Source organism: Polymorphum gilvum SL003B-26A1, assembly GCF_000192745.1.
GTDB lineage: Bacteria > Pseudomonadota > Alphaproteobacteria > Rhizobiales > Stappiaceae > Polymorphum > Polymorphum gilvum.
This window is the reverse complement of sequence record NC_015259.1, coordinates 768,295-782,195: the sequence shown is the minus strand read 5'-3', so window position 1 is coordinate 782,195 and position 13,901 is coordinate 768,295. Positions and strand designations below refer to the sequence as shown.

Sequence of the window (13,901 nt, the reverse complement as noted above, 5' to 3'; positions counted from 1 at the left end):
ATCGTCATTCTACATTCATATGAACGTCGTTCAGCATTCATGTGAGCCCACTATGCGTCACTCGGCAACGCACAGGCGCGCGGTCGACACCGCGCCGTCCCTGGAAGGACCTTGGCACGCGGACGATGCAGGCTCAATACGACGTCACGAAACGGCAAGCGGACATCGCCGATCTGGTACAGGCCCACGGCTTCATGGCGGTCGATGCGCTCGCCGAGCGGTTTGACGTCACCACCCAGACGATCCGCCGCGACCTCAACCGGCTGTGCGAGATGGGTGTGCTGCGGCGGACCCATGGTGGCGTCGAGCCGCCGGTCCTGTCGGCGAACATGCACTATCGCGCCCGCCAGATCCTCAACCTCCCGGCCAAGCGCCGGATCGCGGCCTGCGTCGCCGCGATGATTCCGGACGGCGCCTCAATCGCGTTTTCGATCGGCACCACGCCCGAGATCGTCATGCAGGCCCTCGTCGCGCACGACCGCCTCAAGATCTTCACCAACAACCTCAACGTCGCCTTCAGCGCCTGCGAGAACGCCGGGTTCGAGATCACGGTTGCCGGCGGCCGTCTTCGTCCGGGCGATCGCGACATTCTCGGCACCTCGACGCAGGAATTCTTCGCCAGCTACAAGGTCGATTTCGGCATCTTCGGCGTGGCCGGCGTCGACGAGGACGGCACCCTGCTCGATTTCCACGAGGAAGAGGTCGCCGCACGCCAGGCGATCCTCGCCAACTGCCGGCAGTCGATCCTGGTCCTCGACCACAGCAAGTTCGGCCGGGCAGCGCATGTTCGCGGCGGCCATATTTCCGAGGTCGCGCAGATCGTCTGCGACCGGCAGGTCCCCTCTGCCCTGGTCGTTCTCCTGGCGCGCACGCGAACGCGTATCCTATCAGCAACCACAGAGGACGGCGGATGAGACCGGCCGACACGTCCACGGCCCTGCGCGGCCAGTCGATCGAATGCGCCGCCGTCACCAAGCAATGGAGCGGCGCCGCTGCCGTCGACGGCATATCGCTGCACGTTCCACAGGGAACCTTCACCGTGCTGCTCGGCCCCTCCGGCTGCGGCAAGTCGACGACCCTGCGCATGATTGCCGGCCTGGAAGCGGCCGACGGCGGCAAGATCGCGATCGGAGGGCGCGACGTGACCCGCCTGCCGCCCGCAAGCCGCGACATCGCCATGGTTTTTCAGTCCTACGCCTTGTTTCCGCATCTGACCGTGGCGGAAAACATCGTCTTCGGGCTGAAGGTCCGGCGGCTGCCGCGCGCCGAACGGGACCGGCGGCTGCGGAAAGTCGCCGATCTCCTTGGCCTCTCGGCCTTGCTCGACCGCAAGCCGGCTCAGCTGTCAGGCGGCCAGCAGCAGCGTGTCGCCCTCGGCCGCGCGATCGTCTCCGAGAAGCCCGTCTGCCTGATGGACGAGCCGCTGTCGAACCTCGACGCGAAGCTGCGCCACGAGATGCGGATCGAGATCCGCGCGCTGCAGCGGCAAATCGGCTTCACCATGGTCTATGTCACCCATGACCAGATCGAGGCGATCACCATGGCCGACCAGATCGTGCTCATGAACAAGGGCCGGATAGAGCAGGTCGCCGCACCCCGGGACATCTACGCCCGTCCCGCGTCTCCCTTCGTCGCCCGTTTCATCGGCACACCGCCGATGAACATCCTGACAGCCGCCGAGATTCCCGGGACCGCGCCGGACCAGGCAGGCCTGTTGCTCGGCGTCCGGCCGGAAGCGCTGCGCATTGCCGAAGGCGCCCGTCTCCGCGCAACGGTCACTGCGGTCGAGTACCTGGGTGCCGATGTGCTCGTCGATTGCACCCTCGGATCGCAGATCATGCAGGTTCGCGTGCCCGGATCCCAGGAGATCCGCGTCGGATCCGAGGTCGGCCTGGTCGCGAAGGAAACGGACCTGCATGTGTTTGACGCCGAGACCGGGGGGCGTCTGGACGAGCGCATCCACGAGTTCGGGCCGCTGTTGCGGCCCTGAGTCGGCTTCCGCAAGGAAGCGCACTCCGCCGCGCAGCGTCGCGGCGGCCAACAAGGGAAGGCAGCCAATGTTCAAGACCATCTTCATGAAGGCCGTCGCCACGACGGCACTTACCGTCGGCACCTGGGCGTCCGCCCAGGCCGTCGACCTGCAGTTCTATTTCCCGGTCGCCGTCGGCGGCGGCGCGGCGGACGTCATCCAGAGCCTGACCGACGAATATGTCGCGGCCAACCCGGGCGTGAAGATCGACGCCGTCTACGCCGGCTCGTATCAGGACACCATCACCAAGGTCATCACCTCTGCCCGCGGCGGCACGCCGCCGCAGCTGTCGGTCGCCCTGTCCGCGGACATGTTCACCCTCATCGACGAGGACCTGGTCATTCCCTTCGACGACTTCATCAAGACCGACGAAGACAAGGCCTGGCTCGAAGGCTTCTACCCGGCCTTCATGGAAAACAGCCAGACCGGCGGCAAGACCTACGGCATCCCGTTCCAGCGCTCCACGCCGGTGATGTACTGGAACAAGGAAGCCTTCAGGGAAGCCGGACTTGATCCGGACGTTGCGCCGGCAACCTGGGAAGAACTGGTCGAGTTCGGCAAGAAGCTGACCAAGAAGGACGCCAACGGCAACGTCACCCAGTGGGGCGTGCGTATTCCGACCTCCGGCTTCCCCTACTGGCTGTTCCAGGGCCTGACCACGCAGAACGACGTGATCCTCGCCAACAGCGACGGCAACAAGACCAACTTCGACGACCCCAAGGTGGTCGAGGCCGCTCAGTACCTCGTCGACCTCAGCAAGGTCCATGGCGTGATGGAGCCGGGCATCGTGGAATGGGGCACCACGCCGAAGGCCTTCTTCGAGCGCCAGGCCGCCATCATGTGGACCACCACCGGCAACCTGACCAACGTGCGCAACAACGCGCCCTTCGACTTCGGCGTGGCCATGCTGCCGGCCAACAAGCGCCGCGGCGCGCCGACCGGCGGCGGCAACTTCTACCTGTTCAAGGGCTCGTCCGAGGAACAACTCGCGGCTGCCGTCGACTTCGTGAAGTGGATTTCCGCCCCTGAGCAGGCCGCCAAGTGGACGATCGCAACCGGCTATGTCGCCCCGCGCCCGGATGCCTGGGAAACCGAGGCGATGAAGGCCTATGCCGCTGACTTCCCCGCCGTGACCGTTGCCCGCGACCAGCTCGAGTTCGCCGTCGCCGAGCTGGCAACCTACCAGAACCAGCGCGTCACCACCCTGCTCAACGATGCGCTCGCCGCAGCCATCACCGGGCAGAAGGACGCTGCAAGCGCGCTGAAGGAGGCCCAGGCCCAGGCCGAGGAAATCCTCAAGGAATACCGCTGACAGAACCGACCGCGGGGCGGCTCGCGCCGCCCCGCCCCTTCCGGCCTCGCCTTGCGAGCCACCGGCATCACCAGAAACGGCAGAGACACTTACGGTGACGAGCGGACTGATGCTGCGGCGGGAATGGATCTATGGCTGGCTGCTGCTGTTGCCGGCGCTGGTGTTCCTATTCGCCTTCACCCACCTGCCTGCGATCGCCACGATCTGGCACAGCTTCCACTCGACTCCGCGCGGCCGGCGACCGGCGCGCTTCATCGGGCTGGACAACTACGAGAAGCTGATCGGCGACCCGGTGTTCTGGAAGGTGCTCGGCAACAACGCCTGGTTCGCCCTCGGGACCATCCCGACCTCGATCGGCATCGCCTTGCTGATGGCCCTTTGGGTCAACGACAGGCTCGCCGGTCGTGCGGCGGTGCGCATGGCCTACTTCGCCCCGACCGTCCTGCCGCTGATCGCGGTCGCCAACATCTGGCTGTTCTTCTACACGCCCGGCTTCGGCCTGTTCGACCAGATCACGGCAGCGCTGTTCGGCTGGCCGCAAAGCAACCTGCTCGGCGACCACACCACCGCCCTCGGCGCGATCATCGTGGTGACCATATGGAAGGAGGCCGGCTTCTTCATGATCTTCTACTTGGCCGCCCTGCAATCGATCCCGGTCTCGCTGGTAGAAGCGGCACGGGTAGAGGGCGCCGGACGCTGGACGATCTTCCGCCGGATCATCTTTCCCCTGCTGATGCCGACCACGCTGTTCGTGTCCGTCAATGCAGTCATCAACTCGTTCCGGCTTGTCGACCACATCTTCCTCCTGACCGGCGGCGGGCCCGACAACGCGTCCTCGCTGCTGCTGTTCTACATCTACGAAATCGCCTTCAAATACTGGGAGACGGGCTACGGGGCGACGTTGACGGTCGTGCTCCTTGCCCTGCTGTCGGCGTTGGCGATCGGCCAGTTCTTCCTGTTCGACCGACGGATCCACTACAAATGACCCGCTTCGCTCCGGACATCGACCGATGGCTGAACACACTCGGCGCCTGGGCTCTGGCGGTGCTTTGGGTGCTGCCGCTCGCCTATGCGGTATGGACCGCGGTACACCCGGCTGCCTATGAGGCCCGCTTCGACCTGTTTGCGCCGCTGACGGCAGACAATTTCGCCAAGGCCTGGAACGCGGCTCCCTTCAGTCGCTATTTCCTCAACACCTTCATCCTGGTGACGGGCATCCTCGCCTGCCAACTCGTGCTGTGCACCCTGGCGGCCTTCGCCTTCGCCCGGTTCCGGTTTCCCGGCAGATCCGCCCTGTTCGCCCTCGTGCTGCTGCAATTGCTGGTGATGCCCGACATTCTAATCGTCGAAAACTACAGGACCATGCGCCAACTCGGCCTGGTCGACACGATCACGGCGATCGCCCTGCCCTATGTCGCGTCCGGCTTCGCGATCTTCCTGCTGCGTCAAACCTTCATGACCATCCCGCGCGAACTGGACGAGGCCGCGCGCGTCGAGGGTTCGTCCTATCTCGGCCTGTTGTGGCGCATCTACATACCGTTGGCCAAGCCGACCTATCTCGCCTTCGGCCTGGTGTCGGTAAGTCACCACTGGAACAATTTCCTCTGGCCGCTGATCGTCACAAACTCAGTCAATACCCGGCCGGTAACCGTCGGGCTCAGCGTCTTCTCGGCCGTCGATTCCGGCATCGAATGGGCGACCATCAACGCGGCCACGTTGATGACCTCCGGACCACTGCTGATCGCCTTTCTGCTGTTCCAGCGCCAGTTCGTCCAAAGTTTCATGCGCGCAGGGATCAAGTAGGGAAGCTTCGCGGCCCCCGGCTCTTGGGTCGCTTCCAGCTTGCGTGTAGTGTCGGCGCCATCGGGAAGCGGGAGGAAGGCGCCGATGACACGGGTTGCGATCGTCGCGATGGGCGAGATGGGAGCGGCGATCGGCGGCAAGCTGGTCCGAGCCGGCCTCCCGGTGGCGAGCGTGCTTGGCGGCCGCAGCAACGAAACACGGGCGCGGGCTGACGAGGCACGCGTCGCCGACGCCGGCAGCCTCGACGCCCTGCTGGCGGACTGCGACCTGTTCCTGTCGATCGTGCCGCCCGCGCAGGCCATGGCGCTCGCCAAGGCCGTTGCCGTCGTCGCCCGGCGCGACGGCCGAGCCTTCACCTTCGTCGACTGCAACGCCATCTCGCCCGCGCAGACGCGCGAGATCGGCGCCCTGTTCGCGGGCAGCCTTGTGCGGTTCGTCGACGGCGGCATCATCGGCCAGCCACCTGGCGCGAAGATCCCCCGCTTCTACCGCTCCGGTCCGGCCTGCCCCGCGCTTGACGGCCTCGACGGTCTGGCCTTCGATCTGCGTGATCTCGGGCCGGAGGTCGGCGCGGCATCCGGCCTGAAGATGAGCTACGCGGCGATCAGCAAGGGCCTCAATGCCCTGCTGACCGCCGCCGCACTGACGGCGGACCGCCTCGGCCTGCTCGACGCATGGCTGGCGGAACTCGCCGCCAGTCAGCCGGACCTGTTGCGCAGGGCGGAGACGGCCATCCCCAGGCTTCCCGCCGACGCCGGCCGCTGGACCGCGGAGATGGAGGAGATCGCGGCGACCTTCGCCGCGGTCGGCGTGCCTTCCGGATTTCACGAGGGAGCCGCCCAGACCATGTCCCTGCTGGCGCACTCGCCGTTCGGCGCCGAGACGCGCCGGACGCTCGACACGAGCCGGGATCTGCGCGCCACCTTGCGCGGCCTTTCCGAAACCTGAGGCCTGCTAATCCGACGACCGAACCAAGACGGCTTCCGCGTCCGTGCCGTGGATCTTCCTTGCCCCTCAGAAGACGCCGGACGAACGCCGACATCACCGGCCGATTTGGGCTTCCCCAGACCCGCGAACAATGATTCAAATTATCCCGGACGGGAGACTGGCGGCAGCTGCGGTGTTGCCGGCAAACATGCCGGCAAACGTGATAGCCCCCTGCAGTCCCGCGAAACCTCGACGCACGCAGGAAAAGGGAACAAGTGCATGGCAGCCCAAGCGGAATCCGTCACGCATATCGACGACGACCGATTCAAGGTGACGGAATGGCGGTTCGCCCCCGGCGCCGAGACCGGCTGGCACGTCCACGGGCATGACTATGTGATCGTCCCGCTGACCGACGGGACCCTGGAACTCAGCCATCCTGACGGTTCGACCAGCACGGCGCCCCTCTTACAGGGCGTCCCCTATTCGCGCCGTACCGGCGTCTCCCACAACGTCGTCAACGGCGGCGACGGCTATCTCGCCTTCCTGGAAATCGAGGTCGTGGACGACGCGCCGGTCCGGCGGCGGCTCGCCACGCTCGAGCGCTTTGCCGACGCCTGGAACGCCGGTGACGTCGACGCGCTGATGGCCTGCATGGCCGATGGCTGCGAATTCCTCTCCGCGCTCGGACCAACGCCGGAAGGCACGCGCCACGTAGGACGCGATGCCGTGCGCGCCGCCTATGAGGCGATCTTTGCGGCCTATTCCAGCGCGGCGTGGACCGAGGTGCGCCACAGCATCAGCGGCGATATCGGCTTGTCGACCTGGCGATTCGTCGGCACGGACAGGGAAGGACGCGACGTGGATGTCCACGGCTGCGACGTGTTGACCTTCGCGGGTGACCTGATCGCGGTCAAGGATTCCTACCGCAAGGCGCGGCCCTGAACCCGCAGGCATCCATTCTTCGCGCCGGAGGCACGGCAGCCGCCGGCAAGCGGGTACTGCTTGCCGGCCGCCGGATCTCCGGCGGCCGGCTTCGGCACGGTTACTTCATCAGGTCGGCTACCGGAATGGCCTCGGAGATGGTCCATTCGTCGACGACGCCCGGCTTGCCATTCGACGTTTCCACGATCAGGTAGCGCGCGCGGTTCTGGTGGTGCAACTCGCTGGTGAAGGTGCGCGGGCCGAACAGGGTCGGCTCGTCGCGCATCTTTTCCAGTTCCGCCACGACGGCACCAGCCTCGGTGGTGCCGGCCCGTTCCACCGCCTTCGCCCAAACGTCGACCATCACATAGCCGGGGTAAGTATACTGCGTCGACGGCTCGGCGCCGGTGACGGCCTGGAACTTGGCGTTGAAGGCGGTGACCTGCGGGTTCGGATCATCGCCGTAGATCGAGCCCTGCACCGGAACGAAGAAGTTCGACAGGTCCGGGACGGCGGACAGCCAGTAGCTGCCGTCGACGCCGGAGCCGTTGAGGATCATCGAGTTGATGCCGGCGGCGCGGAGCTGCTTGATGGCCGAGACCGCACCCGGCATCATCGTGCACAGCATGATCGCGTCCGGCTCTTCCGGCAGCGACTTGATGCGCGTGATCTGGGCTGCGATCGAGGCATCCTCGTTCTTGAAGGTGTCCTCGCCGACGAGCTTGGCGTCCGCGAGCTTGGGCAGCATCCAGTCGAAGCCGTCGCAGATGCCCTTGTTGTATTCCGTCCAGGTGTCGAGCAGGCGATAGAAGGTGCGGGCTTCCTTCTTGGTGTAGGCCCATTCCGCCATCGTCGCCCCTTGCACGGCGGCCAGCACGGACGCCGAGAAGCTGTGCGGGCCGACGCCCTGGATGCCGGCCTTGATCGATTCCGCGCACAGGAAGAACGACACCCTGCCGGAGCTTTCCGCCGCCAGAGCGGCCGGCGCACCGAAGTCGTAGTCACAGGAGACGACAACGAGATCGGCGCCTGCGTCGACGACACTCAAGCCGGCCTTGGCGCCCTCGGCACGATCCGTCTTGGTGTCGGCATTGACGACTTCGATCTGCTTGCCGAGCAGGCCGCCAGCGGCGTTGATCTCCGAAATGCGGATCATTGCCGCATCCTGGGCGGGCTTGTCATAGGCCTGCATGAAGCCCGATTCCGCCGTGGCGAAGCCGATGATGATCCGGTCGTCATCGGCCAGCGCGGGAAGAGCGCACAGCGCAGTGCTCGCGAGAGCGACCGCCCAACGTGTCATCAGTGTCATGTCATGAACTCCTCTGGTGGTTTACCTTGCAATGGAACCGGCAGTCCCGGCCTCTGAGGTCCGGGTTGCTTCCGGTGTGGCAGACCTGGCGCGCGGCCAGGAAAGTTCGCGGTTACCCATGATGCCGGCGGGCCGGAACATCAGGATCACGATCATCACGATCCCCAGGGCGATTTCCTGCATGCCGTTCGGCAGGGCGAACGTGGAACTGCCCACGGACACGCCCTGCTCCAGCCAGCGCAGTACCTGGATCAGGATCGACAGGAGGACGACGCCCAGCACCGCCCCCGAAAGACTGCCCATGCCGCCCACAACCAGCATCGACAGCGTGATGAAGGTCAGGCCGAGGTAGAAGGTGTCGGGCGTCACCAGACCGATCGAATGTGCGAACAGCGCGCCTCCAAGCCCCATGATCGCTCCCGACACGGTGAAGGCGATCAGCCGCTCGCGCGGAATGTCCACTCCGGATGCCGCCGCCGCGGTCGGCTCGTCGCGTGCCGCCCGCAGCGCAAGACCTGCACGGCTGATGGCATGGAGCCAGGCCAGAAAGATCATCGCGATCGCGGCGATCAGATAGGGCCAGGGACTGCGCACAATCGGAATGCCCACCACCGAGGAGGTTGCGCCGGTGACGCTCGCCCAGTTGGAATAGATCGTGTTGATCATGGCCAGCATGGCGAAGGTGGCGATCGACGCCGCAATGCCGGACAGACGCATCAGCACGCGCCCGAACAGAAACGCGAAGATGGCCGCGAAGAGCGCCGCTAGCACCGCAGCACCCCAATAGGGAAGCTGTATCTGGATCAGCCAGTCCGGCAGGCCCGGCAGCGACATGCGCTTCATCATCGGCGGTATCGTCAGCCAGGCCGCCGCATAGGCGCCGAGGCACGTGAAGCCGATATGCCCGAAGGAAATCACTCCGGAATTGCCGATGAAGACGTAGAGACCGACGACGAGTATCACGCGGAGGAAGATGTCGATGACGGTCTGGTTGAACGGCCTCGATTCGACGAAGAAGGCCAAAAGGGCCAGACCGACGAGGATGAGAGACAGCAGAACCGGCGTGAGGATCGTGCGGCGGGCGACCGAAGCTCTCCTGGACATGGATCAGACCCTTTCCTTGGTACCGCGTGCGGACAGGAGCCCCTGCGGCCGCCAGATCAACACGAGGATCACCGCCCCGTAGACGAAAGCGTCGCGGAACGGCCGCGCCTCGACGGGGAGCGCAAACTGCATCGTCACCGAGGCTGCACCGAGCAAGAATCCGGCCAGGACGGCGCCGGGCAGACTGCCCAGTCCTCCGATCACTGTGGCGATGAAGGCCATCAGCATGACCGCGCCGCCCATCTGGATGTCGGCCGTCCCGGTCTGACTGCCGAGGATCAGCGCGATGGCGGCGGCCAGGGCTCCGGAGAGCGCGAAGGCGCCCATGATCACACGGTTGGCCCTGACCCCGAGCATGCGCGCCATGGTGAAGTTTTCCGCCGCTGCGCGCATTTCGAGGCCGAAGCGGGTACGACGCAGGAAGGCGGTGAGCGTGAGCAGGATGGCGATGGTCACCGCGATGGTGATCACCTGGAGCAGCGGAATGCGCGCTCCGAAGAGCTCGATGGGCTGCGCCAGACCGGGCAAGAGCAGGATCGACTTCGGCCGGCTGGAGAACAGCATCAGCAGGAAATAGCGAATGACGAAGCCGAGCGCGAAGGAGGCGATCATCATCGTGGCCGGGTTGGCCCGCCGGAACCGACGGAACACGACCAGTTCGGAGAGCACGGACAGGCCGGCCCCGACCGCAAGCATGAACGGAATCAGCAGGAACCAGGGCAACTGGCCGGCAAAGACGATGGCCACGGCATCCACGGACGGCCAGAGCAGCGCGAACAGCGAGAAGGCGATGACGTCGCCATGGGCGAAGTTCACCAGCCGCATTACGCCGAAGATCAGAGCGATGCCGAGCGCCCCGAGCGCGTAGAGCGATCCGAGGCTCAGGGCATCGAAGAGGATTTGCAGTGTCCCCGGCATCAGTGGTCTCCATATCCGAAATAGGCTGCCTGGAGCGCCTCGCTCTGCCCCATGGCGCGGGCATCGCCGTCCAGGAGCACCTCGCCGCCCCGCATCAGGATCATCCGTCCGCCGACCATCATGGCGCGGGTCGAGCTTTGCTCGACGATCAGCAGGCTCAGAGCATGCTGCGCCCGGAGCGCGATCAGCCGGTCGTAAACCTGGTCGATGATGTTGGGGGCAAGCCCCAGGGACGGTTCGTCGATCGCGATGAGCCTCGGATTGGTCATCAGCGCGCGACCGATCACCAGCATCTGCTGCTGGCCGCCGGACAGGAGTCCGGCCTGACCGTGCCGTCGCTCCTTGAGAATCGGAAACGCATCGTAGATCAGTTCGAGCTCGCTGGCCGCGCGCGAGCGCCAGTTACGTTCGCGCGCATGCATGCCTGTGCCGAGCAGGAGGTTCTCCTCGACGGTGAGGCTGCCAAAGACCTCGCGCCCCTCCGGCACCATCGACAGGCCGAGCCGGGCGATGTCCTCCGGCGCCCGGCCGGTAATGTCGTTGCCTGCGAGGTCGATGCGCCCGCCCGCAGGCGGCGTCACGCCTGCGATCGCGCGCAGCAGCGAGGATTTGCCCGCCCCGTTGGGACCGGTCACGAACAGGATCTCGCCCTCTTCCATCGACAGGGAAACGTTGCGCACCGCGGTCAGACGGCCGTAGCGGATGGTCACGTTGGACAGGGAAAGCAGGCTCATTGCATCACCTCTAGGACAGGCAGCCTCGTGTCGGCGGCCGTACCCATGTAGGCGTGGCGGACCTTTTCGCTGTCGCGGATAACGGCAGGCGGGCCGGATTCGATCACCGCGCCCGAGTCCAGCACGACGATATGGTCGCACAGGTCCAAGACCAGCCCGACATTGTGCTCGATCAGCAGCACGCCACAGCCCATTTCACCGGCGATGCGGCGGATCAGGCCGGCGAGATCAGCCACCTCCGGAGCGCTCATGCCCGCGGCCGGCTCGTCAAGCAGCACATAGCCCGGTCGCCCCATAAGGGCGCGACCGATGGCGACGCGCCGCTCGTCCGTGTATGGCAGGGTGCCGGCGATCCGGTCGGCCAGGGGCGAGATGCCGATCCAGTCGAGCATCGTCTCGGCCTCGGCGATCGCAGCCGCCCGGCTCTGACCAAGACCAACGCCGGTGACTTCCAGATTGTCGATCACCGGCAGGTCGCGGAACAGCCGCCCTCCCTGGAAGGTGCGGGCGACCCCGCGTCGGCGCACCTCGTGCGGCTGCAGTCCAGTCAGGGCGGCGCCGTCCAGCGTCACCGCCCCTTCCGTCGGGCCCTGAAAGCCCGTCAGCACATTGACGAGGGTCGTCTTTCCGGCCCCGTTGGGACCGATGAGGCCGGTGATCCGGCCCGGCTCGATGGAAAGGGTCACATGCGACAGGGCTCTGAGCCCCGCGAAGGCGACCGACACCCCGTCTGCGCTGAGTTGCTTCATTTGCCCTCCGTCCGGTTGCGGGTGATCAGGTAGGAACCGCTTTCGTCAAGCACGGCCGTCCATCCCGGTTCGATCACGATGGTTGTGGTGACTTCCTCGATGATCGCCGGTCCTTCGACCCGGGCGCCGGCCCCAAGCAGGCCGCCGTCGATGATCGGTGTGCTGCGGCGGGAGCCGTCGGCGCCGAACACCGCATCGCGGTGGCCCTTCAGGGCCTCATCCGGTCGGACACCTGCTCCCAGATGCATGCGCTTCGGCTTGTCGAGAAGGCCGTAGAGGGTGCTTTCGATGTTGACGACCTCGACCGTCGAATGCCGCTCCGAGTAGGTGTAGAGCTGCTCGTGCCGCCGGTGGAACGCCTCGCGGATCGCCTCGACCGAACTGGCGTCGACGGTGAAGCGGTCAATCTCGACCGTGCATTCGTGCACCTGTCCGACATAGCGCATGTCCAGGCTGCGCCGGATCGCGATGCTGCCGTCGTCGAAGCCGTCGGCCTTCAGATGTGCGATGCCCTGCGCCTCGATCTCGTGGAAGAGGGCATCGACCCGTGCATAGGCGGCATCGTTGTCGAGCCGCAGCGGCGCGGTCGCCATGTAATTGTACTTGACGTCGGAGATGATCTGCCCGAAGGCGCACAGGCCCGACGCGAGCTTCGGCAGGACGATCGTGTTGATACCCATGGCTTCGGCAAGCGCCGTGATATGGGCCGCCGTCGCACCGCCGGCCCCGACCAGCACGAAGTCGCGCGGATCGTAGCCGCGTTCCACCGTCACGCGCCGGATGCCGTTGACCATGTTGGCGTTGACGATGGTGAACATGCCGTAGGCTGCTCGCTCGACCGTCAGGCCGAGTGGCTCCGCAAGGTTGGTACGGATCGCGTCATGGGCCTTGCGGTAGTCGAGCGGCAACCGGCCGCCCACCAGACCGTCCGGGTTGAGATAGCCGAGCACGAGGTTCGCGTCCGAGACGGTCGGCAGCGTACCGCCCTGGCCGTAGCAGGCCGGCCCCGGATCCGACCCGGCCGATTGCGGCCCCATCTGCATCAGGCCCATCTCGTCGATCCAGCCGATCGAACCGCCGCCGGCGCCGAGCGTCTCGACCTGGATCATCGGCACGCCAATCCGGTAACGCAGAAAATCTATGTTCTTGTTGATGTTGGTCAGACCATCCTTGGTCAGCGTGATGTCGAAGGATGTGCCGCCCATGTCGACCGTGATGACGTCGCGCTTGCCGAAGGGCTCGCAGACATACTGGCCGGCGGCGGGGGCCGAGGCGGGGCCGGAGTTGATGGCATAGACCGACCTGTCGGTCATCGCCTGACCGATCGCCAGCCCACCGTTGGACTGGAAGTAGCGCACCGGCTGCCTCGCCCCGAGCGCCTGGAAATAGGCATCCACGGCATCGACATAGCGCTTCATGATCGGCGCCAGATAGGCGTTGACCACGGCCGTTGAGGTCCGCGTGTACTCGCGCACCTGCGGATAGAGTTCCGATCCCAGGGTGAGGATGGCGCCCGGCATCATCTCGCGCACGATCGCGCCGGCGCGGCGCTCGTGATCGGGATGCAGCACCGACCAGACGAAGCTGATCGCCACGGTCTCCACGCCCTCGGCACGAAACAACTCGCATGCGGCGCGCACATCGTCCTCATTGAGCGGCATGCGGACCCGGCCGTCGGAGAGCACGCGCTCGCGCGCACCGCGCCGCAGGTAGCGCGGCACGAGCATCGTCGCAGGCGGATATTCGGGATCGTAGCGGTAGCCGTCCTCCTTGTGGCCGAGACGGATCTCGAGGCTGTCCTCGTGACCGGCCGTACAGATCAGTCCGGTCTTGGCACCCTTGTGCTGGATCAGGGCGTTTAGGCCGACCGTGGTGCCGTTGATGCACAGATCGCAGTTCGGAATGATCTCGCTTGCGGCAACCCCGAGGTCCTCGGAAATCAGCGCCAGCCCGTTGCGGATTGCAAGGGTCGGGTCCTGGGGAGTGGACAAGGCCTTGTAGAGGCGCACCTGGCCGCTCCTGTCAGCCAGGACGAAGTCGGTGAACGTGCCGCCCGCGTCGATACCCAGTCGATATTCGGTTCTCATCGTCTCGT

13 protein-coding genes are annotated in these 13,901 nt (G+C 65.8%); 7 read left to right on the top strand and 6 right to left on the bottom strand.

Annotated elements, in window-relative coordinates:
* The first annotated feature begins 125 nt into the window (after positions 1-125).
* The 7 genes from SL003B_RS03770 to SL003B_RS23955 all read left to right on the top strand — a co-directional run bounded on the left by SL003B_RS03770 (position 126) and on the right by SL003B_RS23955 (position 7,013).
* A complete protein-coding gene (locus SL003B_RS03770; RefSeq protein ID WP_013651491.1) occupies positions 126-914 on the top strand; it encodes a DeoR/GlpR family DNA-binding transcription regulator in 789 nt (262 codons plus the stop codon).
* A complete protein-coding gene (locus SL003B_RS03765; protein ID WP_013651490.1) occupies positions 911-1,990 on the top strand; it encodes an ABC transporter ATP-binding protein in 1,080 nt (359 codons plus the stop codon). The genes SL003B_RS03770 and SL003B_RS03765 overlap by 4 nt, the downstream gene beginning before the upstream one ends.
* A 67-nt stretch (positions 1,991-2,057) precedes the next feature.
* Positions 2,058-3,341, top strand: coding sequence for an ABC transporter substrate-binding protein (locus SL003B_RS03760; RefSeq protein WP_013651489.1), 1,284 nt, complete (start codon positions 2,058-2,060; stop codon positions 3,339-3,341).
* 109 nt (positions 3,342-3,450) lie between these two features.
* A complete protein-coding gene (locus SL003B_RS03755) occupies positions 3,451-4,326 on the top strand; it encodes a carbohydrate ABC transporter permease (RefSeq protein ID WP_041375365.1) in 876 nt (291 codons plus the stop codon).
* On the top strand, positions 4,323-5,144 hold the full coding sequence (locus SL003B_RS03750) for a carbohydrate ABC transporter permease (protein ID WP_013651487.1): 822 nt from the start codon (positions 4,323-4,325) through the stop codon (positions 5,142-5,144). Before SL003B_RS03755 ends, SL003B_RS03750 begins: the two co-directional genes overlap by 4 nt.
* 84 nt (positions 5,145-5,228) lie before the next feature.
* Positions 5,229-6,092, top strand: coding sequence for an NAD(P)-dependent oxidoreductase (locus tag SL003B_RS03745; protein WP_013651486.1), 864 nt, complete (start codon positions 5,229-5,231; stop codon positions 6,090-6,092).
* Positions 6,093-6,350: 258 nt separating this feature from the next.
* Entirely contained in the window at positions 6,351-7,013 is a 663-nt protein-coding gene (locus SL003B_RS23955; RefSeq protein WP_013651485.1) for a nuclear transport factor 2 family protein, read from the top strand.
* Between the two features lie 100 nt (positions 7,014-7,113).
* On the opposite strand, the gene SL003B_RS03735 is transcribed toward SL003B_RS23955, so the two are convergent.
* The 6 genes from SL003B_RS03735 to capA form a co-directional block, all read right to left on the bottom strand.
* Positions 7,114-8,301 carry an ABC transporter substrate-binding protein gene (locus tag SL003B_RS03735; RefSeq protein ID WP_013651484.1) on the bottom strand — a complete coding sequence of 396 codons (1,188 nt, stop codon included), beginning with the start codon at positions 8,299-8,301 and terminating at the stop codon, positions 7,114-7,116.
* A 21-nt stretch (positions 8,302-8,322) separates the two neighbouring features.
* Positions 8,323-9,324, bottom strand: a complete 1,002-nt coding sequence (locus SL003B_RS03730) for a branched-chain amino acid ABC transporter permease (protein ID WP_206771960.1) — start codon at positions 9,322-9,324, stop codon at positions 8,323-8,325.
* A gap of 84 nt (positions 9,325-9,408) precedes the next feature.
* Positions 9,409-10,323: a branched-chain amino acid ABC transporter permease gene (locus tag SL003B_RS03725; protein ID WP_013651482.1), complete on the bottom strand. Its 915-nt coding sequence runs from the start codon at positions 10,321-10,323 to the stop codon at positions 9,409-9,411.
* Positions 10,323-11,057, bottom strand: coding sequence for an ABC transporter ATP-binding protein (locus SL003B_RS03720; protein WP_013651481.1), 735 nt, complete (start codon positions 11,055-11,057; stop codon positions 10,323-10,325). Before SL003B_RS03720 ends, SL003B_RS03725 begins: the two co-directional genes overlap by 1 nt.
* Positions 11,054-11,806, bottom strand: a complete 753-nt coding sequence (locus tag SL003B_RS03715) for an ABC transporter ATP-binding protein (RefSeq protein ID WP_013651480.1) — start codon at positions 11,804-11,806, stop codon at positions 11,054-11,056. The genes SL003B_RS03720 and SL003B_RS03715 overlap by 4 nt, the downstream gene beginning before the upstream one ends.
* Complete coding sequence (gene capA / locus SL003B_RS03710; RefSeq protein ID WP_013651479.1) at positions 11,803-13,893, bottom strand: caprolactamase subunit alpha; 2,091 nt, start codon at positions 13,891-13,893, stop codon at positions 11,803-11,805. Before capA ends, SL003B_RS03715 begins: the two co-directional genes overlap by 4 nt.
* Between the last annotated feature and the right edge of the window lie 8 nt (positions 13,894-13,901).